Source organism: Microbacterium sp., assembly GCF_031179285.1.
In the GTDB taxonomy this organism is placed as follows: domain Bacteria; phylum Actinomycetota; class Actinomycetes; order Actinomycetales; family Microbacteriaceae; genus Microbacterium.
On the sequence record NZ_JAPSHY010000007.1, the window covers coordinates 57,015 to 79,164 of the forward strand.

23 protein-coding genes are annotated in these 22,150 nt (G+C 69.3%); all 23 read right to left on the reverse strand.

Features of this window, described 5'->3' with window-relative positions:
* Positions 1-6: 6 nt before the first annotated feature.
* The 23 genes from trpA to pyrR all read right to left on the reverse strand — a co-directional run bounded on the left by trpA (position 7) and on the right by pyrR (position 22,112).
* Positions 7-810: a tryptophan synthase subunit alpha gene (trpA, locus tag RIN18_RS06245; protein ID WP_309103092.1), complete on the reverse strand. Its 804-nt coding sequence runs from the start codon at positions 808-810 to the stop codon at positions 7-9.
* Entirely contained in the window at positions 807-2,069 is a 1,263-nt protein-coding gene (gene trpB, locus RIN18_RS06250; protein ID WP_309103093.1) for a tryptophan synthase subunit beta, read from the reverse strand. The genes trpA and trpB overlap by 4 nt, the downstream gene beginning before the upstream one ends.
* Positions 2,066-2,842 carry an indole-3-glycerol phosphate synthase TrpC gene (trpC, locus tag RIN18_RS06255; RefSeq protein WP_309103094.1) on the reverse strand — a complete coding sequence of 259 codons (777 nt, stop codon included), beginning with the start codon at positions 2,840-2,842 and terminating at the stop codon, positions 2,066-2,068. Before trpC ends, trpB begins: the two co-directional genes overlap by 4 nt.
* Positions 2,842-3,072: an HGxxPAAW family protein gene (locus RIN18_RS06260; protein WP_309103095.1), complete on the reverse strand. Its 231-nt coding sequence runs from the start codon at positions 3,070-3,072 to the stop codon at positions 2,842-2,844. The genes trpC and RIN18_RS06260 overlap by 1 nt, the downstream gene beginning before the upstream one ends.
* 48 nt (positions 3,073-3,120) lie before the next feature.
* Positions 3,121-3,717 (reverse strand): Trp biosynthesis-associated membrane protein, encoded by a 597-nt coding sequence (locus tag RIN18_RS06265; protein WP_309103096.1) that lies wholly within the window; start codon positions 3,715-3,717, stop codon positions 3,121-3,123.
* A complete protein-coding gene (gene hisI, locus RIN18_RS06270) occupies positions 3,714-4,073 on the reverse strand; it encodes a phosphoribosyl-AMP cyclohydrolase (protein ID WP_309103097.1) in 360 nt (119 codons plus the stop codon). The genes RIN18_RS06265 and hisI overlap by 4 nt, the downstream gene beginning before the upstream one ends.
* Positions 4,070-4,831 carry an imidazole glycerol phosphate synthase subunit HisF gene (gene hisF, locus RIN18_RS06275; protein WP_309103098.1) on the reverse strand — a complete coding sequence of 254 codons (762 nt, stop codon included), beginning with the start codon at positions 4,829-4,831 and terminating at the stop codon, positions 4,070-4,072. The genes hisI and hisF overlap by 4 nt, the downstream gene beginning before the upstream one ends.
* Positions 4,831-5,670: an ATP phosphoribosyltransferase gene (hisG, locus tag RIN18_RS06280; protein WP_309103099.1), complete on the reverse strand. Its 840-nt coding sequence runs from the start codon at positions 5,668-5,670 to the stop codon at positions 4,831-4,833. Before hisG ends, hisF begins: the two co-directional genes overlap by 1 nt.
* A 40-nt stretch (positions 5,671-5,710) precedes the next feature.
* Complete coding sequence (locus RIN18_RS06285; protein WP_309103100.1) at positions 5,711-5,974, reverse strand: phosphoribosyl-ATP diphosphatase; 264 nt, start codon at positions 5,972-5,974, stop codon at positions 5,711-5,713.
* The gene (gene rpe / locus RIN18_RS06290; protein WP_309103101.1) at positions 5,971-6,651 is read right to left on the reverse strand and encodes a ribulose-phosphate 3-epimerase; all 681 of its coding nucleotides are present in this window, start codon (positions 6,649-6,651) and stop codon (positions 5,971-5,973) included. The genes RIN18_RS06285 and rpe overlap by 4 nt, the downstream gene beginning before the upstream one ends.
* Positions 6,652-6,655: 4 nt before the next feature.
* Complete coding sequence (locus RIN18_RS06295) at positions 6,656-8,044, reverse strand: transcription antitermination factor NusB (RefSeq protein WP_309103186.1); 1,389 nt, start codon at positions 8,042-8,044, stop codon at positions 6,656-6,658.
* Positions 8,045-8,121: 77 nt separating this feature from the next.
* Positions 8,122-9,042, reverse strand: a complete 921-nt coding sequence (gene fmt, locus RIN18_RS06300; RefSeq protein ID WP_309103102.1) for a methionyl-tRNA formyltransferase — start codon at positions 9,040-9,042, stop codon at positions 8,122-8,124.
* Between the two features lie 18 nt (positions 9,043-9,060).
* Positions 9,061-11,019, reverse strand: a complete 1,959-nt coding sequence (locus RIN18_RS06305) for a primosomal protein N' (RefSeq protein WP_309103103.1) — start codon at positions 11,017-11,019, stop codon at positions 9,061-9,063.
* A gap of 16 nt (positions 11,020-11,035) precedes the next feature.
* Entirely contained in the window at positions 11,036-12,229 is a 1,194-nt protein-coding gene (metK, locus tag RIN18_RS06310) for a methionine adenosyltransferase (RefSeq protein WP_309103104.1), read from the reverse strand.
* Between the two features lie 91 nt (positions 12,230-12,320).
* Positions 12,321-12,578: a DNA-directed RNA polymerase subunit omega gene (gene rpoZ / locus RIN18_RS06315; protein ID WP_042536631.1), complete on the reverse strand. Its 258-nt coding sequence runs from the start codon at positions 12,576-12,578 to the stop codon at positions 12,321-12,323.
* 65 nt (positions 12,579-12,643) lie between these two features.
* Positions 12,644-13,552, reverse strand: a complete 909-nt coding sequence (gene gmk / locus RIN18_RS06320) for a guanylate kinase (protein ID WP_309103105.1) — start codon at positions 13,550-13,552, stop codon at positions 12,644-12,646.
* Positions 13,545-14,387 (reverse strand): orotidine-5'-phosphate decarboxylase, encoded by an 843-nt coding sequence (gene pyrF, locus RIN18_RS06325; protein WP_309103106.1) that lies wholly within the window; start codon positions 14,385-14,387, stop codon positions 13,545-13,547. The genes gmk and pyrF overlap by 8 nt, the downstream gene beginning before the upstream one ends.
* The gene (gene carB / locus RIN18_RS06330) at positions 14,384-17,671 is read right to left on the reverse strand and encodes a carbamoyl-phosphate synthase large subunit (RefSeq protein ID WP_309103107.1); all 3,288 of its coding nucleotides are present in this window, start codon (positions 17,669-17,671) and stop codon (positions 14,384-14,386) included. The genes pyrF and carB overlap by 4 nt, the downstream gene beginning before the upstream one ends.
* Entirely contained in the window at positions 17,671-18,813 is a 1,143-nt protein-coding gene (carA, locus tag RIN18_RS06335; RefSeq protein WP_309103108.1) for a glutamine-hydrolyzing carbamoyl-phosphate synthase small subunit, read from the reverse strand. The genes carB and carA overlap by 1 nt, the downstream gene beginning before the upstream one ends.
* A complete protein-coding gene (locus RIN18_RS06340; protein ID WP_309103109.1) occupies positions 18,810-19,322 on the reverse strand; it encodes a hypothetical protein in 513 nt (170 codons plus the stop codon). Before RIN18_RS06340 ends, carA begins: the two co-directional genes overlap by 4 nt.
* On the reverse strand, positions 19,319-20,623 hold the full coding sequence (locus tag RIN18_RS06345; protein ID WP_309103110.1) for a dihydroorotase: 1,305 nt from the start codon (positions 20,621-20,623) through the stop codon (positions 19,319-19,321). Before RIN18_RS06345 ends, RIN18_RS06340 begins: the two co-directional genes overlap by 4 nt.
* Positions 20,620-21,585 carry an aspartate carbamoyltransferase catalytic subunit gene (locus tag RIN18_RS06350; RefSeq protein WP_309103111.1) on the reverse strand — a complete coding sequence of 322 codons (966 nt, stop codon included), beginning with the start codon at positions 21,583-21,585 and terminating at the stop codon, positions 20,620-20,622. Before RIN18_RS06350 ends, RIN18_RS06345 begins: the two co-directional genes overlap by 4 nt.
* Positions 21,582-22,112 (reverse strand): bifunctional pyr operon transcriptional regulator/uracil phosphoribosyltransferase PyrR, encoded by a 531-nt coding sequence (gene pyrR, locus RIN18_RS06355; protein WP_309103112.1) that lies wholly within the window; start codon positions 22,110-22,112, stop codon positions 21,582-21,584. Before pyrR ends, RIN18_RS06350 begins: the two co-directional genes overlap by 4 nt.
* Positions 22,113-22,150: the final 38 nt, after the last annotated feature.

Sequence of the window (22,150 nt, forward strand, 5' to 3'; positions counted from 1 at the left end):
GCGATTCTAGTTCTCGGTGTCGGGGCGCGCGGACGTCGTGCCGGCGGCCAGGGTTCTGGTGACCTCGGCGAGGGCGGGCAGGCCCCCGTCGCGGAGGGCGCGGACGAGTGCCGTGCCGACGATCGCGCCGTCGGCGTACTCCCCCACGGCGGCGATCTGATCGGCGGTGGAGATTCCGATGCCGACGCACGCACGCTGTGCGCCGTGCTCCCTGAGCCGGGCGACGAGCGTGCGTGCCGCTCGGTCGAGGGCAGCGCGTTCTCCGGTGATGCCCATGGTCGAGACCGTGTAGACGAATCCGGTCGAGGCGGCCACGATCAGGTCGAGCCGATCGTCGGTGGAGGTGGGAGCCGCCAGGAAGATGCGGTCGAGGCCTGTCCGCGTGCTCGCGGCGATCCAGTCGGATGCCGCCTCCGGAGTGATGTCGGGCGTGATGAGTCCGGCACCGCCCGCGGCGAGCAGGTCATCCGCGTACCGCTCGACGCCGTACTGCAGAACCGGGTTCCAGTACGTCATCACGACGACGGGGACGTCGGTGGCGGCCGTGATCGCACGCAGCGCCGTGAAGAGGTCCTGCGTCCGGTAGCCGGCGGCGAGTGCTGCCCGGGTGGCCTCCTGGATGATGGCGCCGTCCATCACCGGGTCGCTGTAGGGCGGCCCGAGTTCGATGACGTCGACGCCGTTCTCAGCGAGGGTGACAGCGGCCCGGATGCTCGTCTCGAGGTCGGGGAACCCGACCGGAAGATAGCCGACGAACGCGGTACGCCCGGCGTCGTGCGCCTTCTGGATCGCCTGCTCGACTCGGCTCATGAGGCGACCTCGGCTCGCTCGGCCGCCTCTGCGGCTTCGGCCTCCTGTGCCGCTTCCGCCGCCGACTCGTCGTAGAGGTGGAAGTAGCGCGCAGCGGTGTCCATGTCTTTGTCGCCCCGTCCGGAGAGGCAGACCGCGATGACGGCCTCTTCGCCCAGCTCCCGACCGAGGCGGATCGCGCCGGCCAACGCGTGCGCCGACTCGATCGCCGGGATGATGCCCTCGGTGCGGCTGAGCAGGCGAAGCGCCTGCATGGCCTCGTCGTCGGTGGCGGGGATGTACTCGGCCCGACCGATGTCGGACAGCCAGGAGTGCTCGGGGCCGACGCCCGGATAGTCGAGCCCGGCCGAGATCGAGTGGGACTCGACGGTCTGCCCGTCCTCGTCCTGCAGCACGTACGTCCGGGCACCGTGCAGGACGCCGGGTCGGCCGCGCTCGATCGACGCGGCATGCTGCGCGGTGTCGACGCCGTCGCCCGCGGCCTCCACACCGAAGAGCTTCACGCCTTCGTCGTCGAGGAAGGCGTCGAACATGCCGATCGCGTTCGATCCGCCGCCGACGCACGCGACGACCGCATCCGGAAGCCTGCCGACCACGTCGAGCAGCTGCTGCCGCGCCTCCTCGCCGATGATCTTCTGGAAATCACGCACCATCGCCGGGAAGGGGTGAGGGCCTGCTGCCGTGCCGAAGATGTAGTTGGTCGTGGCCACCGAGGCGACCCAGTCGCGGTACGCGTCGTTGATGGCATCCTTCAGGGTGCGCGATCCGGTGATCACCGGCACCACCTCAGCGCCCAGCAGGCGCATACGGGCGACATTGAGCGCCTGGCGCTCGGTATCGACCTCACCCATGTAGATGGTGCATTCGAGACCGAACAAGGCAGCGGCGGTGGCGGTGGCGACGCCGTGTTGGCCCGCCCCGGTCTCGGCGATCACACGGCTCTTCCCGAGGCGTCTGGTCAGCAGCGCCTGACCCAGGACGTTGTTGATCTTGTGGGAACCCGTGTGGTTGAGGTCCTCCCGCTTGACGAAGACGCGCGCGCCGCCGGCGTGCTGGGCGAACCGCTGCACCTCGGTGAGCGGCGAAGGACGACCCGCGTAGGAACTGAGGAGACCGGCGAGCTCGTCGCGGAAAGCGGGATCGGCGATGGCGGCCGTGTACGCCGCGGTGAGCTCGTCGATCGCGGCGATGAGTGATTCGGGCATGTACCGCCCGCCGTACGATCCGAAGAACGGACCGTGCTGATCGCGCAGGCTCATCCCACCTCCAGGAAGCTCTTCAGGGTCGCGACGGGATCGCCGGTGACGAGCGCCTCACCGATGAGGACGACATCGGCCCCGGCGGCCCGGTAGTGCGCGACGTCGTCCGGGGTCAGCACAGCGGATTCCGCGATCTTGACGGCCGAATCGGGGATCCGTTCGGCGAGACGCCCGAAGAGATCCCGGTCGAGCTCGAGGGTCTTCAGATCGCGAGCGTTGACGCCGATGAGCGGCGCGCCCAGGTCGATCGCCTGCTCGAGCTCATCGGCGGAGTGCGTCTCGACGAGCGGAGTCATACCGAGCTGCTGGATGAGCGTGAACAGCTCGCGCAGCACCGATGCGTCGAGCCCTGCGACGATGAGCAGCACGAGATCGGCACCTGCAGCACGCGCCTCGAACACCTGGTAGGGCGTTGCGATGAAGTCCTTGCGGAGCACCGGCACCGAGACGCGCGCGGTGACCGCCTCAAGATCGGCGAGGCTGCCGCCGAATCGGCGTTCTTCGGTGAGCACGCTGATGGCCGAGGCGCCACCGGTCTCGTAGAGGGACGCCTGCAGCGCAGGATCGGGGATGTCGGCCAGGGCTCCGCGCGAGGGGCTCGCGCGCTTGACCTCCGCGATGATCTTCACGCGCTCCGTCGGCGCCAACGCGGCGACGGCATCCTTCGCGGCGGGCCGCGCCAGAGCTGCGCGCTCGATCTCGGCGAGCGGGCGCTCGATGGCTCGCCGCTCGGCGTCTGCGACAGCGCCGGCCGTCAGGTCGGCGAGAACCACTAGTGCGCCTTCGGCGAGTACTTGGGACCCTTCACGCCATAGCCAGCCTTGGCCAGGACCCATCCGACGATCGCACCGATGATGATGATCCCGACGGAGGCCCAGACGAGCACCGGCTGCTCGAAGCAGAACGCGACCGTGCCGGCGGTGAAGCCGACGAGCATGATCACCACGGCAGTCCAGGCCGCAGGCGAGTGTCCGTGGCCGGGATCGGCGATCGGGTTGGTCATGTTCTCCTCCGGGGGACGACGTGCGGGGTCGCGATCAGTCTATCGGTGTCATCGTGTGGGGTCGGTTCCGCGCGACAGGTCGTCCCAGGATTCGACAGCGTCGACGGCGCCGTCACCGCGTTCTCCGGTGGCGATGTCGGCGTCGGTGCGGTAGCGGCGCCCTCCGGCCTTCCACCCACGCCAGGTCAGCAGCACGAGTACAGCCGTCGCGAGCAGCAGCACCCATCCGGCCAGCGCGAGCGCGGGCCAGGCGGTGGGTGTGACGGCTCCGATGACGTCGGTCAGAGCATCGCCCCCGGCCAGTCCGGTCTTGTCGGTGACGGTGGATGACACCGCGCTGACGGGGCGCGCGATGAAGAGCTGCAGGCTCGACCACCCGAGGAGGACGGCCGCTGCCCCCGCGAGCACCGCGAACACCAGGCGCACGATCGGCGCCGCGATCGACAGGGCAGCGCCGAGCGCGAGCACCGCGAGACTGAGCGGGGCGAGCAGCGGCAGAGCGGCGGCCCCCGCTACTGCGATCGCCTCCCCCGCATCAGCTCGGTCGACGACGAGCCAGGTCTGCGTGGAGGAGATGATCCCGACGGCCCCGGCCAGGAGGAACCCGGACACGGCGAGCGAGCGACCGCGGCGCGCGATGCTCATACGTCGCCTGAGCCCGGTACCGCTTCGAGGTCAGTGGTGTCGAAGCAGGTGTGCGTGCCGGTGTGGCAGGCGGGGCCGGTCTGCTCGACCAGGAGCAGGATGGCGTCGCCGTCGCAGTCCAGCCGAGCCTCGCGGACGGTCTGGATGTGGCCGGACGTGTCGCCCTTGCGCCAGTACTCCTGGCGCGAGCGCGACCAGTATGTGGCCCGGCCGGAGGTGAGCGTGCGCCGCAGCGCCTCATCGTCGACCCAGGCGAGCATGAGCACCTCACGGCTGTCCCACTGCTGGACGATCACGGGAGCGAGTCCGTCGCCGTTCCATGCGACCTGAGCGATCCGCGTCTCGAGATCCGTCATCGCACCAGCACTCCCTCTGCCCGCATCGCCTGTTTGACCTCACCGACGGTGAGGGCCCCGGTGTGGAACACGCTCGCCGCGAGCACCGCGTCGGCGCCCGCCTTGATCGCCGGGGCGAAGTCGCCGACCTTTCCCGCACCGCCGGAGGCGATCACCGGCACCGGCGTCGCTTCGCGCATCAGGCGGACGAGCTCGAGATCGAAACCGTCGCGCGTGCCGTCGGCGTCGATCGAGTTCACCAGCAGCTCCCCGGCGCCGCGTTCGGTGGCTTCCCTCGCCCACTCGACGGCATCGAGCGAGGTCTGGGTCCGGCCGCCGTGCGTGGTGACGACGAAGCCGGACGTGGTGCCCTCGGCGCGCTTGACGTCGAGCGAGAGGACCAGCACCTGTGCGCCGAAGCGATCAGCGATCTCCCCGAGGAGGTCAGGACGTGCGATCGCGGCGGAATTCACGCCGACCTTGTCGGCCCCGACCGAGAGCAGCCGTGCCACGTCGTCGACCGTGCGCACTCCCCCGCCGACGGTGAGGGGAACGAAGACCTGCTCAGCCGTGCGCTGCACCACGTCGTACGTCGTGGCTCTGGCATCGACCGTCGCGGTGACGTCGAGGAACGTGATCTCGTCCGCACCCTGGGCGGCATAGTGCCGGGCGAGCTCGACCGGGTCACCCATGTCGCGCAGATTCTCGAAGTTCACTCCCTTGACGACGCGACCGTCAGCCACGTCGAGGCACGGGATGACGCGCCGTGCGAGTGCCATCAGAGCCTCGCGGCGTGGATCGCGGTGACCAGTATCGCGCGAGCGCCGATCGCGTAGAGGGCGTCCATCACCTGATTGACGCCCTTGCTGGGGATCATCACCCGCACGGCCACCCAGGCGGGATCACGCAGCGGTGAGATCGTCGGCGACTCGCGGCCAGGGGCGACGGCGACGGCCTGGTCGACGAGGTCGGCGGGGAGGTCGTAGTCCAGCAGGACGAAGCGCCGGGCGACCATGACTCCGCGCAGACGCCGGAGCAGCGTCTCGGTGCCCTCGGCGTCTCCGGGGCGGCTGATGAGCACGGCCTCGGACTCCAGGATCACCGGTCCGAAGATGTCGAGGCCCGCCTGACGGAGCGTCGTTCCGGTCGAGACCACATCGGCCACGGCATCCGCCACCCCCAGCCGCACGGCGGACTCGACCGCGCCGTCCAGCTGCACGAGCTCGGCGTCGATCCCGCGCTCGCGCAGGAAGGTTCCGACCAGCCCAGGGTAGGCGGACGCGACGCGCACACCGGCAAGGTCCTCGACGGACGTGAAGCGTCCGGGAGGGCCCGCGAAGCGGAACGTCGAGCCGCCGAAGCCGAGGGATTCGATCTCTCGCGCCTGCTGGGGAACGTCACGCAGCAGGTCGCGCCCCGTGATGCCGACGTCCAGAGCGCCCGACGCGACGTACGTGGCGATGTCTCGGGGGCGCAGGAAGAAGAACTCGACGTCGTTCTCGGCGTCGATGAGGTGAAGCGTCTTGGGGTCGCGTCGCCCGGCGTAGCCGGCCTCGGCGAGCATCTCGGCGGCGGTCTCGGACAGAGACCCCTTGTTGGGAACGGCGATGCGCAGCATGGGATGGGCTTTCAGATGGGAGGGGTCGGAACGGGGCGCATCACAGATGTCGGTACACGTCCTGCAGCGTCAGGCCCTTGGCGAGCATCATGACCTGCAGGTGGTACAGCAGCTGTGAGATCTCCTCGCCCGCCGCATCGTTCGACTCGTACTCGGACGCCATCCAGACCTCGGCGGCCTCTTCGACGATCTTCTTGCCGATGGCGTGCACGCCGGCATCGAGCTCGGCGACCGTGCCCGAGCCCTCCGGGCGGGTCTCGGCCTTGGCGCTGAGCTCGGCGAACAGCTCGTCGAAAGTCTTCACGATTCCAGGCTAGCGGCTCGTGCCCGGTCCCTGAGCCGGGTGACGGCGGCCTCGACATCGTCTGCGCCGTACACGGCGGAACCGGCGACGAAGGTGTCGGCACCGGCAGCCGCGGCCTGCTCGATGGTGCTGTCGGAGATGCCGCCGTCGACCTGCAACCACACCGTCGATCCGCGGCGGCGGACCTCATCGGTGAGAGCCCGCAGCTTGGGCATCGTCTCCGACATGAAACCCTGGCCACCGAAACCGGGCTCGACCGTCATCACGAGGATCTGATCGAACTCGTCGAGCACCTCGTAGAGTCCCTCGACCGGCGTGTCGGGCTTCACCGCCACACCGGCGCGAGCGCCGATGTCTCTCAGCCGTCGGGCGAGGGCGATCGGATCCGCCGCGGCCTCGAGGTGGAAAGTGACGCTCGCGGCCCCGATCTCCGCGTAGCCGGGAGCCCACTCGTCGGGATCGGTGATCATCAGGTGCACATCGAGCGGGATGGGGCTGGTCTGCTGGATCCGCTCCACCATCTGCGGTCCGAACGTGAGATTCGGCACGAAGTGGTTGTCCATCACATCGACGTGGACGAAGTCGGCGGTCGCGATGCGCGCGAGATCGCGCTGCATGTTGACGAAGTCGGCGGCGAGGATGCTGGGATTGATGCGGGGTGCGCTGGGAAGATCCACGCGTCTATTCTCCCTGCTCTGGCACGGCACCCGCTGACGTGCGCTGAAGCAGTGCCAGGAACATCGCGTCCGTGCCGTGACGGTGGGGCCACAGCTGCACCGATCCACCGTCCTCGTCGGAGTCGTCGCCCGCAAGATCGATGGCCGACGTGGCGACATCGGCCATCACCGCCCTCGCGTCGAGCCGACGGACATCGGCGCGGCCGCGGAGGACCTCCCGCACGACACCGGATGTCTCGGCGAGATGCGGCGAACAGGTGACATACGCCACGATCCCGCCCGGAGCCAGCGCGTCGATCGCCGCGGCGAGAAGCTCCTCCTGCAGCGGCACGAGCTCGGCGACATCCGCCGGCGTCTTGCGCCAGCGGGCCTCGGGGCGCCTGCGGAGAGCTCCGAGACCCGTGCACGGCGCATCGACCAGGATGCGGTCGTACTGCCCGTTCCTCGATCGCGCCAGCACCCGGCCGTCCTCCTCGTGCACCGGAACGTTCCCCGGTACCGCGCGCAGCGCGTTGCGCACGAGCCGTGCCCTGGTCGGCACCACCTCGTTCGCCTCGAGAACGGCGCCGTGCTGCGCGGCGATCGCGGCGAGCAGGGCGGTCTTGCCGCCGGGGCCCGCACACAGGTCGAGCCAGCGCTCCCCCGCGCGGATCGGCGCAGCCTCCGCGAGAGCGAGTGCCACCAGCTGGGATCCCTCGTCCTGCACGCGGATCCGCCCGCCGGAGCCGGCGACGACACGGTGCGGATCGCCACCGGGAGAACCGAAGGCGGTCGGGGCGTACGGGCGCGCAGGCTCGGACCTCTCGGCGAGGCCGGGCAGGGCGGCGAGCGTCACCTCGGGCGAGGCGTTGTCGGCATCGAGCAGAGCTTCCAGCTCGTCGGCGCGCTCCTCTGCGGCGAGAGCTCGACGCAGCGCACGGATGATCCACACCGGGTGGGCGCTGCGGAGGGCGAGCCGTTCGTCGTCCGACCGTGCCGCCTGCTCGATCCGCTCCTGCCACTCCTCGGGCGTCTCCCGGGTGATCCGGCGCAGTACCGCGTTCGCGAAGCTCGCGGCACCTCGGCTCTGCGCTGCCCCGACGATGGTGACCGACTCGTTCACCGCGGCATGGGGCGCGACGCGGGTGGAGAGCAGCTGATGAACGGCGAGCCGCAGCGCGTCGAGCACCGCAGGATCGATCGCGCTGGTGTCGCGGTCGGCTGCGGCCGAGATGACCGCGTCGTAGGTGCCGAGACGCCGGAGTGTGCCGTAGGTCAATTCGGTCGCGAGCGCCGCGTCCTGCGGCGACAGTCCCGCATCGGCGATCGCCTGCGGAAGCACCAGGTTGGCATAGGCGTCGGACTCGGTGACCGCGCGCAGCACGTCGTACGCGACGCGGCGGGCGGGCTGCACGCCGCGGGCGGTCGGCCGGTCCCGGTTCGCGCCCCCGTCGCGCGACGCGCCCCGGCGTGCCGGCCGCTGCGGGCCGCTCACGAGCCCGCTCGCAGACCCTCGGTGCCCCGGAGACCTCGCCACCAGTCCACCGCGCTCATCGCGGCCTTCCCCGCTGGCTGGACGCGGGTCACGGCGAGCGGCGAGGTGGAGGTGCCGATCAGCAGCTCGCCCTTGGTCTGAGCGATGGCGCCCGGTGCGAGAGCATCGGCGCCCGCAGACGGTGCCGCTTCCAGGATCTTCACCCGCTGGCCGCCGAACGTCGTGTGCGCCCCCGGCTCGGGCGTGACGCCACGGAATCTCGCATAGACGGCGCTCAGCGGCTCCGACCAGTCCAGGCGCCCGTCGTCCAGCGTGAGCTTCGGAGCGAGCGTCACCTCTCCGCTCTGCGCCGAGGCGCGTGCGTCTCCCGAGTCGATCGCCGCGACGACATCCGCGGTCACGGCTGCCCCTTCGACGGCGAGCACATCCAGCGCGACATCGGCGGTGGCGTCGGGCGCGACGGCGACCGTCGTCGTCGCGAACAGATCACCGGCGTCCAGCTCCGGGACGAGCTGGAACACGCTCACGCCGAGTTCGGCGTCGCCGGCGATCAGGGCGCGTTGTACAGGTGCTGCGCCCCGCCACTGCGGAAGCAGAGAGAAGTGCAGATTGATCCACCCGTGGCGGGGCGTAGAGAGCAACGGCTCTCGCACGAGCCCGCCATAGGCGACGATCACGCCGAGGTCCGCGCGGAGCGCCGCGATCCGCGCGGTGGCATCGTCGTCGAGCCGCGAGGCCTTGATCACCGGCAGACCGAGCTCTGCGGCCGCCAGGGCCACCGGAGAAGGGGTCAGCACCCGCTTTCGCCCGAGTGGCGCGTCCGGCCGGGTCACGACCGCGGCCACGTCATGCTCCGACGCGAGGCGGCGAAGGGTCGGAACGGCAGCGGCAGGTGTGCCGGCGAAGACGAGGCGCATGAAGGTTCTCCGGAGGGGTCAGAGCTCTGGGTCGAGGATATCGAGGCGAACCGTGAGAGCGCTCCGTGTGGCACGCCCCCGCCCGCGTCGATGGCGAACGGCTTCGGCGACGACCGCCGCGCGCAGGATCGCGGCGACCCTGGTGCCGGATGCGTAGTCGAACCGGAGCAGCGCCCGCACGCGCGCAGGCGTGTCGTCGGATTCGACCGGAACCGGTCCGAGGACGGCATCCGAGGGCAACGCCAGCTCACGCAGCTCGGTGAGCGCACGAGCCACAGCCTCGGCCGTGCCCTCGATCTGGGCGACGCGCATGGTCGGCGGCATCCGCAACGGCGCCCGGGATTCGAGCTCTCCCCTGGCGTAGCCGGCGTGGTTCCAGGTCGCGAGGGCCTTCGCCACCGGCCCGTTGACGCCGACCAGGTTGATGGGAGCGCCCGGGGCGGCCAGCGCCGCCGCGTTCGACCACCAGCGCAGGCAGGCCTCGCCGACGCGTAGATCGGGCGATTGCAGCATCCGTGCTCCGTCGAGGAGGACGACGGCACGATACCCTCCCTCAGCGAGGGGTTCCGCGCCCCTGGTGGCGACGACGAGAGCGGGGCGCGCGGTGACGCGCTCCACCGGATGGGTGCCGTCGGCGACGATCACGCGCACGCCCGGGAACGCGCGTCCGAGCTCGTCGGCCGTGCGCTCGCTTCCCGATGATGCGAGCCTCAGCTTGGTCGAGGAGCAGAACGGGCACGCCCACGCCCGAGCGGATCGTCCGCACCAGCCGCACACCGGGACGGCGCCACGGTGGCGGGCGCCCAGTGGGCCGCCGCAGTGAGCGCAACGCGCGGGTGCACGGCATTGCGCGCACACCAGTGACGGAGAGAAGCCGGGCCGCGCGACCTGCACCAGCACCGGGCCTTCCGAAGCGGCGGTCCTGGCGGTGAGGAACGCCGAGGATGGCATGCGCTGTGCCTGCGGCTGCTCCATCTCCTGCGGCGTGCTGAGCAGCACGCGCGGCAGCACACGCCGAGCGGCGCGGACGTCTTTCAGCCAGCCGTGCAGCACCAGACGCTCGGTGTCAGAGGTGCGCGTGTGTCCCGCGATCAGCAGTGCCGACCCCTCCTGCTCCTGGCGGAGCAACGCGGCATCTCGCGCGTTGATGTACGGGGCGAGCGGCTCTCCGAGCAGCGGGTCGCCGTCGTCCCAGATGACGACCAGACGTGCTCGGATCGGGGCGTACACGGCCGAGCGATTGCCGACGACGATGCACGGCGCGTCCTCGAGCGTTCGCAGGAAAGCGCGATAGCGGTCAGGGTTGGACTGCCTCGAGTCGTGGCGCACCACGGCTTCGTCCGGCACCAGCCGCGACAGCGCCTCCACGAGCCGGTCGACGTCGCGATGGTCCGGGACGACGAGAACGCTCGAGCCTCCGGTGGCGAGCGTGCGTACCGCCACCGCCGCGATCAGTTCGGCCCAAGCCGGGGCGCCGTCGTCGAGAGCGGGCACGGCCTCGACCGCGGCGCGGCCGCGTTCATCGAGCACTTCCCCCAGGCCCTCGTATCGGGTCACGACCTCCGCCGCACGAGCGACGGCGGTGTCGTGCGGGACCACTGCTGTCGAATCGGCGGTCCAGGCCTTCTCGACGCGCACCTGCCTCTTCGGGATCGCGAGTCGCAGGACGTCCGAGGCGGAACCCGCCGCACGATCGGCGGCGCGGCGGGCGAGCCGGTACAGCCGCTCCGGAAGCACCGGTGTCGCCGAGACGACGCTCTCGACCGCGGACAGCGGTCGATCGGCGTCGTCCTCGGAGTCGATCTCGACGATGTAGCCGTCGATCACCCGATTGGCCGTGCGCAGGGGAACGCGCACCCTGACCCCGAGCGGGACCTCCCCGAACTCGGCGGGCAGGGTGTAGTCGAACAGTCGGTCCAGCTGCGGCAGCGGGGAGTCGAGGAGGACCCGCGCGATGCGCCGGCTCTCCGTCGTCATGCGAACCGGTGCCCCATCAGAGGCCGGCAGCGCGACGCAGCTCTTCGGCTCGGTCGGTGCGCTCCCAGGTGAAGTCGGGGAGCTCGCGGCCGAAGTGCCCGTACGCGGCCGTCTGGGCATAGATCGGTCGCAGGAGGTCGAGCTGCTCGATGATCGCCTGGGGGCGCAGATCGAAGACCTCGTTGATCGCGTTGGTGATGCTCTCGTCGGAGACCTTGCCGGTGCCGAAGGTCTCGACATAGAGTCCCACCGGCCGCGCCACCCCGATGGCGTATGCGACCTGCACCTCGAGACGGTCGGCGAGGCCCGCGGCGACCGCGTTCTTCGCGACCCATCGCGTGGCGTAGGCGCCGGAGCGGTCGACCTTCGACGGATCCTTGCCGCTGAAGGCGCCGCCGCCGTGCCGGGCAGCGCCACCGTAGGTGTCGATGATGATCTTCCGGCCGGTAAGCCCGGCGTCGCCCTTGGGGCCGCCGGTGACGAAGGGGCCCGCGGGGTTGATGTAGTACGTCACCTCGGCGAGGTCCAGGCCCGTGCTCTCGAGGATCGGGTCGATCACATGCTCGCGCATCAGCGCCTTCAGATCGTCCTGCGAGATGTCGGGATTGTGCTGGGTGGAGAGCACGACGGCGTCGACTGTCTTGGGCGTGAACCCGTCGTAGCCGAGGGTGACCTGCGTCTTGCCGTCGGGGCGCAGGAACGGGAGAAGGCCGGACCGGCGGACGTCGGCGAGTCTCTCGGCGATGCGATGCGCCGTCCAGGCCGCCATCGGCATGAGCTGCGGCGTCTCGGACGTGGCGAATCCGAACATGATGCCCTGGTCCCCCGCCCCGAGCGCGTCGAGCGGGTCGATCGATGAGCCGTCGCGGTGCTCCTGCGCACTGTCGACACCGTGTGCGATGTCGCTGGACTGTTCGCCGACCGAGACACTCACGCCACAGGAGTCGCCGTCGAAGCCGGTGTGGCTGGAGGTGTAGCCGATGCCGTTGACGACCTGCCGCACGATCGTGGGGATGTCGACATACGCCTCGGTGCGGATTTCACCGGCCACGTGCACGAGGCCCGTCGTGACCAGGGTCTCGACTGCGACGCGCGACCCCGGGTCCATTGCGATCAGGCCGTCGAGGATGCTGTCCGAGATCTGGTCGCAGATCTTGTCCGGATGCCCCTCGGTGACGGACTCGGACGTGAACAGACGCAGGGCGCTCATCGATGCTCCAGAACCGGGACGGACGGGGGACGGGCGGTCTCGCCCAGTATGAACCGCGCCCCCGACACAGCGGAGGCGCGGCCGTCGGACGTCACTCCGCGTGACGCAGGCGGAGCTTGTCCTCGTTGATCTCGTGGAGTGCGATGGTGAGCGGCTTGTCCTCGACCGAGGAGTCGACCAGCGGGCCCACGTTGTCGAAGAGGTTGCCCTCGTGAAGGTCGGAGTAGTAGTCGTTGATCTGACGAGCGCGCTTGGCGGCGTAGATGACGAGCTCGTACTTCGAGTCGACGCGGTCCAGCAGGTTGTCGATGGGGGGATCGATGATGCCGTTGGTGTGGTGTCCGGCCATGGTGGGACCTCCTGATCAGGCGACGGGATCGTCGCGAAGACGGTGCAATGGGCGCGCGAGACTGCTCAGCGCGCAGAGCCTGAGGACAATTCTACGACCTCGCGCGCCGCATCGGCGACGGTGTCGTTCACGATGCGGTGATCGAACTCGCTCTGAGCGGCGAGTTCGACCTTCGCCGTCCGCAGGCGCCTGGCCCTTTCCTCCTGGTCTTCGGTGCCGCGTCCGACGAGCCGCTGCACCAGTTCGTCCCAGCTCGGTGGCAGCAGGAAGATCAGCGTCGCAGACGGCTCGGCGGCACGCACCTGACGCGCTCCCTGCAGATCGATCTCGAGAAGCACTGTCTTGCCTTCGGCGAGAGCGGCCTCGATCGGCGCCCTTGGGGTGCCGTATCGCGACCTGTTGTGAACGACGGCATGCTCGAGCAGCTCGCCGTCGGCGATGAGCCGATCGAACTCCGCATCGTCGACGAAGTAGTAGTGGACGCCGTCGATCTCCCCCGGCCGCGGCGCACGGGTGGTCGCCGAGACGGAGAGATGGATGTCGGGGTGGTGGTCCCTGATGTGTGCGGCGACGGTCCCCTTGCCGACCGCGGTGGGGCCCGCGAGAACCAGCAGCCGGCTCCGACCTTCCCTGGGCTGAGGCTGCGGGAAACGCCCGTCGAGCCACTGCTGCAGCTGCACGCGCTGGCGGGCGCCGAGCCCGCCGAGCCGCTTGACGGGCGAGATGCGCAGTTCCTCGAGGATGCGGTCGCGCTTGCCGGCGCCGATCGCGGGAAGCGCCAGCAGGAAGTCGGTGATGCGCATCGAGCCGGCGACGGAGTCCGCGTCGGCGATCGCCCGTGCGAGGACGGTCTGCGGCGAGACGACGCGCATCGTCAGGTCGCGCTTCAGGGCGGCTCGCGCTCGTCGGCGCTCGACCGCCTTTCGTGCTGCGGCAGCACGGTCGACCTCCGGGACGACTCTTCCCTCAGCCACGAGGCACCTCCAGGTATTGCGCATTTCTCGCGTCGATCGCAGCCGCGAGCCCGTCCGGGCCGGCGGAGAGGATGCTGCGGCTCTCGCTCGCGATCACGCAGTCGCTCATGGATCCGAAACGACGTCGGAGATCAGCGGGCTCGGCACCCTGCGCTCCGAACCCGGGCGCGAGGATGGGCGCGGCGGGTGTGAACGCGGCGAGCCCGGCGGCGTGCCATGACACCGTCGCTCCGATGACGACGCCGAAACTGCCCCACTCGCCCGCGTCGGCTCCTCTATTGCGCTCGGAGACTTCGGCGACGACCCTACGTGAGACGGACTCGCCGCCGTCGCCCAGTGCGCGTTGAAGCTGCGCGGCCTCCGGGTTGCTGGTGGCCGCCAGCACGAACAGCCCCTTGTGCGCGCGCTCGGCGAGAGCGAAGGCGCCGTCGAGAGCCCCGACCCCCAAATACGGGCTGACCGTCATCGCATCCGCCTCGAGCGGTGAACCGGGGGTGAGCCAGGCCGCGGCGTACGCATCCATGGTCGATCCGATGTCGCCCCGTTTGGCGTCGGCGATCACGATCAGGTCCGACGCACGGGCAGCCACGAGCACGTCCTCCAGAGCCGCGATTCCCGCCGAACCGAAGCGTTCGAAGAACGACACCTGCGGCTTCACGAACCCGATCCGGCCGGCCGCGGCCTCCACGGTGCGCAGGCCGAATTCCCTGGCACCGTCGGCGTCCAGACTCACCCCCCACGCGTCCAGCAGCGCGATATGGGGATCGATGCCGACGCAAAGCGGTCCGCGCTCGCGCAGCGCGTGCCGCACCCGCTCTCCGAAGCGTGCGCTCACATCGCCGCCTCTCGATCGAGGCCGTACTCCTGCAGGCTGCGCACCTCGAAGCCCTCATCGGCCGCATCCATGCCGCTGACCGCTGCACCGAGCACGGCCATGGTGGTGAACAGGGCCTTGTCGGCGGCGACGGCCGCCGCGCGGATCTCGTAGCCGTCGGCGCGCGCGGTGCCGCCGGACGGTGTGTTCACGACGATGTCGATCGCCCCCTCGTTGATGAGGTCGACGACGTTCTTCGCACCGCTCGACTGGGTCTCGCTGTACTTCTCGACCACCGTCACGGCGATGCCGTTGCGAGAGAGGATCTCCGCCGTCCCCTCCGTCGCGACGATCGTGAAGCCGAGCTGCTGCAGCCGATGCGCCGGCAGGATGACGGCTCGCTTGTCGGAGTCCGCGACCGAGATGAACACGGTGCCCGACGTCGGCATGCCCCCGTATGCTGCCGCCTGGCTCTTGGCGAAAGCCGTCGGGAAATCCTTATCGATCCCCATGACCTCGCCGGTCGAGCGCATCTCCGGGCCGAGCACCGAGTCGACGATCTTGCCGTCTTTGGTGCGGAAGCGTTTGAAGGGCAGCACGGCCTCCTTGACGGCGACCGGAGAACCGAGGGGCACGCGCGAACCATCGCGCGCCGGCAGCATCCCCTCGTCCTTCAGCTGCTGGATCGTGGAGCCGACCATGATGCGGCTGGCGGCCTTCGCGAGCGGGATGCCCAGTGCCTTCGACACGAACGGCACCGTGCGGCTCGCGCGGGGGTTCGCCTCGATCACGTACAGCACGCCGGCGCTGATGGCGAACTGCACGTTCAGCAGCCCGCGCACCCCGACGCCCTCGGCGATCGCGAGCGTCGCGGTACGGACCCGGTCGATGTCCGAGCGGCCGAGCGAGATCGGCGGCAGCGTGCAGCTCGAGTCGCCGGAGTGGATGCCGGCCTCTTCGAGGTGCTCCATGACGCCGCCGATGTACAGCTCGGTACCGTCGAAGAGTGCGTCGACGTCGATCTCGATGGCGTCATCGAGGAAGCGGTCCACCAGCAGCGGCTTGCCCGGCTCGATGACGACTTCGCCGGCAGTGCGGACGAAGTAATCCCGCAGGCTCTCGGAATCGTAGACGATCTCCATGCCGCGCCCGCCGAGCACGAAGCTCGGCCGCACCAGCACCGGATAGCCGATGTCCTCGGCGACCGCGACGGCACCGTCGACGTCGGTGGCGGTCCCGTGCCGGGGAGCGATCAGTCCGGCCGCGTCGAGGATGCCGCTGAACAGCGCCCGCTCTTCGGCGAGGTCGATCGCCTCGGGGCTCGTGCCGAGCACCGTGTACCCGGCCGCTTCGATGCCCTTCGCGAGCCCCAGCGGCGTCTGCCCGCCGAGCTGGCACACCACGCCGAGGATGGTGCCGCTCGCGGCCTCCGCGTCCAGCACCTCCAGCACGTCTTCGAGGGTGAGCGGTTCGAAGTACAGCCGGTCAGAGGTGTCGTAGTCCGTCGAGACCGTCTCCGGGTTGCAGTTCACCATGACCGTCTCGTACCCGGCATCCGACAGCGCGAAGGAGGCGTGCACGCAGGAGTAGTCGAACTCGACGCCTTGGCCGATGCGGTTCGGGCCGGAGCCGATGATCACGACCTTCGTACGGTCCGACGGCTCGACCTCGGTCTCGAAGTCGTAGCTCGAGTAGTGATACGGGGTGAGGGCGGGGAACTCCCCCGCGCACGTGTCGACCGTCTTGTACACGGGGCGGATGCCGAGCCCGAGCCGCACGCTTCGGACCTCGGACTCGGTGGTACCGCGGAGCTCTGCCAGCTGCGCGTCGGAGAAGCCGTGCTCCTTGGCATAGCGAAGCGTCGCGGCATCGAGCTCCGCGGCCGTGCGCACGACCTCGGCCACCTCGTTGAGGAGCACGATCTGGTCGAGGAACCACGGGTCGATCGCGGTGGCCTCGAAGGCCTGCTCGAGCGTCGCCCCCTTGCGCAGCGCCTGCTGGACCACGACGATGCGGCCGTCGGTCGGCGTCTTCGAGATCTCGAGGAGCTCGTCGACGCTGCGCTCCTCCGGACCCCAGTGGAAGCTCGATCCGCGCTTCTCCAGGGAGCGGAGAGCCTTCTGCAGCGCTGTCGTGTAGTTGCGGCCGATGGCCATCGCCTCGCCGACCGACTTCATGGTGGTCGTCAGCGTCGTGTCGGCGGCCGGGAACTTCTCGAAAGCGAAGCGGGGCACCTTGACCACGACGTAGTCGAGCGTGGGCTCGAAGCTCGCCGGCGTGACACCGGTGATGTCGTTCGGGATCTCGTCGAGGCGGTAACCGAGGGCGAGCTTGGCGGCGAGCTTGGCGATCGGGAATCCGGTCGCCTTCGACGCGAGCGCACTGGAACGGGAGACGCGTGGATTCATCTCGATCACGATGACGCGACCGTTCTCGGGGTTGACGGCGAATTGGATGTTGCACCCGCCGGTGTCGACGCCGACGGCTCGGATGATGTCGATTCCGATGTCGCGGAGCTTCTGATACTCCCGATCGGTCAGGGTCAGCGCCGGGGCGACCGTGATCGAGTCGCCGGTGTGCACGCCGACGGGGTCGACGTTCTCGATGGAGCAGACGACGACGGTGTTGTCGGCCGTGTCGCGCATCAGCTCGAGTTCATACTCCTTCCAGCCGAGGATCGATTCCTCCAGAAGCACTTCGCTGGTGGGTGAGTCATGAAGGCCGGCGCCGGCCATGCGGCGCAGGTCCGCCTCGTCGTACGCGAATCCGGATCCGAGTCCGCCCATCGTGAAGGAGGGCCGCACCACGAGCGGGTAGCCGAGCTCGTCCGCCGCGGCGAGGACCTCGTCCATCGTGTGCGCGATGCGGGAGTCGGCGACATCCGCTCCGGCGTCGAGCACGAGTTGCTTGAAGATCTGCCGGTCCTCGCCCTTGTTGATCGCCTCGAAGCTCGCGCCGATCAGCTCCACGTCGTACTTCTCGAGGATGCCGTGGTTGTGCAGATCGATCGCCGCGTTCAGCGCCGTCTGACCACCGAGCGTCGGCAGGATCGCATCCGGACGCTCCTTCGCGATGATCGTCTCGATCACCTGCCAGGTGATGGGCTCGACGTACGTCGCATCGGCGAACTCCGGGTCGGTCATGATGGTCGCCGGGTTGGAGTTGACCAGGATGACGCGCACACCCTCCTGGCGAAGCACCCGGCACGCCTGGGTGCCCGAATAGTCGAACTCCACGGCCTGTCCGATGACGATCGGGCCGGAACCGATGACGAGGACGGATTTGATGTCGTCGCGCTTGGGCATTACTTGGCTTCCTTGTTCTCGCGAGCCATCGCGGCGAATCGGTCGAAGAGATAGTTGGCGTCGTGCGGGCCCGCCGCAGCCTCGGGGTGGTACTGCACCGAGAAGGCGGGGATGTCGAGGGCGCGAAGCCCTTCGACCACGTCGTCGTTGAGTCCGACATGACTGACCTCGACCTTGCCGTAGCCGTTCGGGCTGTCGAAGGGGCCCTCGAGCGGCGCCTCGACGGCGAAGCCATGGTTGTGCGAGGTGATCTCCACCCTGCCCGTCGTCTTGTCGAGCACCGGCTGGTTGATGCCCCGGTGACCGAACGGCAGCTTGTATGTGCCGAGCCCGAGAGCGCGCCCGAGCAGCTGGTTGCCGAAACAGATGCCGAAGAACGGCAGGCGGTCGTCGAGGACGGCCCGAAGCAGCTCCACATGGGTGTCCGACGCCGCCGGGTCGCCGGGCCCGTTCGAGTAGAACACCGCCACCGGATCGATCGCGCGGATGTCGTCGATCGTCACATCCTGCGGCAGCACGTGCACATCGAAACCGCGGGCGGCGAGGTTGTTGATCGTCGCCTGCTTGACACCGAGGTCGAGGACGGCGAGGTTGCCGATGCGGTCACCGATCGCCGGGGTGATCGTCGCCTCATGCACCGAGACTTCGGCGGAGAGGTTCCTGCCGGACATCTGGGGCGCCTCCTGCACGATGCGCAGCTGCTCCTGCGGTTCCAGGGTCGCCGCGGCACCGGAGAAGATCCCGCCGCGCATCGAACCGGCGGAGCGGATGTGACGGGTGATCGAGCGCGTGTCGATACCGCTGATGCCGACGATCCCGTCCTGGACGAGAGCGTCGTCGAGGGAGGTGTCGGCACGCCAGTTGGAAACGACGCGCGAGGGGTCGCGGACGATGTAGCCCGCCACCCAGATGCGTCGGGACTCGGGGTCCTCGTCGTTCATGCCGGTGTTGCCGATGTGGGGCGCCGTCTGCAGCACGATCTGGCCGGCGTAGGAGGGATCGGTGAGGGTTTCCTGATAACCGGACATGCCCGTGGCGAAGACGACCTCGCCGAGCGTCGTGCCCAGCGCACCATAGGCGCGGCCGGTGTGGCGGGTGCCGTCTTCGAGGACGAGGACGGCTGATTCGGGCAGAGAGGTCATTGCGTTGCTCCTGTGTCGGGCGCAGCCGGGACGAGCCGCTGCAGTTCGGAGATCAGGGTCTGCGGGTCGCCGTCGGCGACACGGAGGTACGAGTCGACGGTGGTCTCGCCGTCGACGCTCCAGGCGATACGGACGAGGCCGCCGGGCTCGACGACCCGATCGATCGTGACGGTGGCCCTGTCGATCTCACGGAGTTTCGCCGAGGCGAGGAATACGGTCGGCGCACCGTCGAGGCAGAGCGCGACACCGCGGTCGGTGACGGCGAGTTCTCCCCGTGCCCGGTACGCCAGCGGCGAGATCGCGAGCCGCTCGAGCGGCTTCTCGTGCTGGGTCGTCGACACGTAGAGGACCTCATGCCTGCTGGCGACTTCGGCATGCTCCGGGACGCCGAGCGGCGCCGAGAGTCCGGAATCACGACGCAGTCGGCGTCGCCAGGCGAACAGCATGGCCAGGAGCACCAGCAGAGCGATCGCGATGAGGATCGCGACGGCGAGGTCGCGAAGGCTCATGCGTTCAGCTCCTCGACGACGGCTCCGGCAGCCACGGTGACGACGCCGCCGTGCACGGTGTACTCGACGCTGCCCGGCAGTCGCCTTCCCAGGTACGGGGAGTTCACGCTGCGACCGTGCAGATCCGACTCGTCGAAGACGCCCTCGACGGACGGGTCGTACAGCGTGATGTGCGCGGGGCTTCCCACCTCGAGCGGCGCACCGTGACCGTTCAGCCGGCCGATCCTGGCGGGCGCCGAACTCATCACGCGCGCGATGTCGGCCCAGCTGAGCAGCCCGGACTGCACCATCGAGTGGTGCACCACTCGCAGCGCGCTCTCCAGGCCCACCATGCCGTTGGCCGCCGCCTGCCATTCGCAAGCTTTGTTCTCGCTGGGGTGCGGTGCGTGGTCCGTCGCCACGATGTCGATCGTGCCGTCGGCGAGGCCCTGCCTGACCGCGAGCACATCCTCCTCGCTGCGAAGGGGCGGGTTGACCTTGAATCGAGCGTCATAGCCCCGGACCAGCTCGTCGGTGAGGAGCAGGTGGTGCGGCGTGACCTCCGCCGTCACCGCGATGCCACGCTTCTTGGCCCATCGGATGATGTCGACGGAGCCCGCCGTGGAGAGGTGGCAGACGTGCAGCCGGGATCCCACGTGCTCGGCGAGCAGCACGTCGCGGGCGATGATCGACTCCTCGGCGACGGCCGGCCAGCCCGCCAGTCCCAGCTCGGCCGAGACGGTGCCCTCGTTCATCTGGGCGCCCTCGGTCAGGCGCGGGTCCTGCGCGTGCTGCGCGATCACGCCGTCGAACGACTTCACGTACTCGAGCGCGCGACGCATGATGAGCGGATCGAAGACACAGAAACCGTCGTCGCTGAAGACGCGCACCTTCGCTCTCGAGGTCGCCATCGCCCCGAGTTCGGCGAGCCGTTCACCCTTCTGGCCGAGCGTGACCGCGCCGATCGGCTGCACCGTGGCGTAGCCTGCGGCCTCGCCGAGAGCCAGCTCCTGCTCCACGACGCCGGCGGTGTCTGCGACGGGCGAGGTGTTGGGCATCGCGAAGACCGCGGTGAAGCCGCCTGCGGCGGCTGCCCTGGTTCCGGTGAGGATCGTCTCCGATGCCTCGTAGCCGGGCTCGCGCAGGTGCGTGTGCAGGTCGACGAGGCCGGGAAGCGCGACGAGGCCGTCGGCGTCGACGATGCGCGCGCCTGCTCGGCTGACACCTGCCCCGATCTCGGAGATGACTCCGTTCTCGACGATGATGTCGGCGCCCTCCGCGCCGAGCAGCCGTGCACCGGTGATGACGAGGGTCTCGCTCACAGGTCTCCCCCTCGTTCGTCGTCTCGTTCCCCTGCCAGCAGCAGGTAGAGCACCGCCATGCGGACGGACACCCCGTTCGTCACCTGTTCCAGCACCGTCGAGCGGGGCGAATCAGCGGCTTCGGAGGAGATCTCCAGTCCTCGGTTCATCGGACCGGGGTGCATCACAATGCTACCTTCCGGCAGACGCGCGACACGAAGTGCGTCGAGCCCCCATCTGCGCGAATACTCCCGCTCAGTGGGGAAATACGCCGCGTTCATCCGCTCGAGTTGGATGCGCAGCATCATCACGGCATCCGGTGCTTCCGAGAGGGCCTCATCGAGGTCAAAGAGCACGCGCGCCGGCCACAACGAGACGTTCTGCGGCACGAGTGTGGGCGGTGCGACGAGTGTCACCTCGGCTCCGAGCGTCGCCAGCAGCCATACGTTCGACCGGGCGACCCTGGAGTGCAGCACATCTCCGACAATGACCACGCGGATTCCCTCGAGGTCACGGCCGCGGCTTGCGGCTCCGAAACGGCGCTTGCGGATCGTGAAGGCGTCAAGCAACGCCTGCGTGGGGTGCTCGTGCGTGCCGTCGCCCGCATTGACGACTCCCGCCGAGATCCAGCCACTGGTGGCGAGGGTCTGCGGGGCGCCCGATGCCGGATGCCGGATCACGACCGCGTCGGCGCCGATGGCCTCGAGTGTCTGGGCGGTGTCCTTGAGGCTCTCGCCCTTCGACACGCTCGAGCCTTTCGCGGCGAAATTGATCACGTCGGCGGAGAGACGCTTGGCCGCAGCCTCGAACGAGATGCGAGTGCGCGTCGAATCCTCGAAGAAGAGGTTCACGACGGTCTTGCCCCGAAGGGTCGGCAGCTTCTTGACTTCGCGCGACTGCGTGTCGGCCATGTCCTCCGCGATGTCGAGGATCCGAAGCGCCGTGGCCCTGTCGAGAGTGCGGGTGTCCAGGAGGTGTCTCATACGCCGATCGTCACCTCATCGGCCCCGTCGATCTCATGCAGTCGCACGTTGACGCGTTCGGTGCGGGCGGAGGGGATGTTCTTGCCGATGAAGTCGGGCCGGATCGGCAGTTCTCGGTGTCCGCGGTCGACGAGGATGGCGAGGCGGACGACGGCGGGCCGTCCGATCGACTGGATCGCGTCGAGGGCGGCGCGGATGCTGCGACCGGAGAAGAGCACATCGTCGACGAGCACGACGGTCTTCCCATCGATCCCGCCCGCCGGGATGTCCGTCGGATGAGGAGATCGGGTCGGGTGCTTGGACAAGTCGTCGCGGAAGAGCGTGATGTCGAGCGATCCCACCGGGGTGTCGGTCTGGGCGATGCCGCCGATCAGGGCCGCAAGGCGATGCGCGAGTGTCACGCCGCGGGTCGGGATGCCCAGCAGGACGAGGTTCTCCGCACCGCGGTTGGATTCGAGGATCTCATGCGCGATGCGGGTGAGTGCCCGCGCGATATCGGCTTCCTGCAATACGGTTCGCGTACTCATCAGCCACTCCCTTCTCCGCCTCACAGGACGGTGTTAAA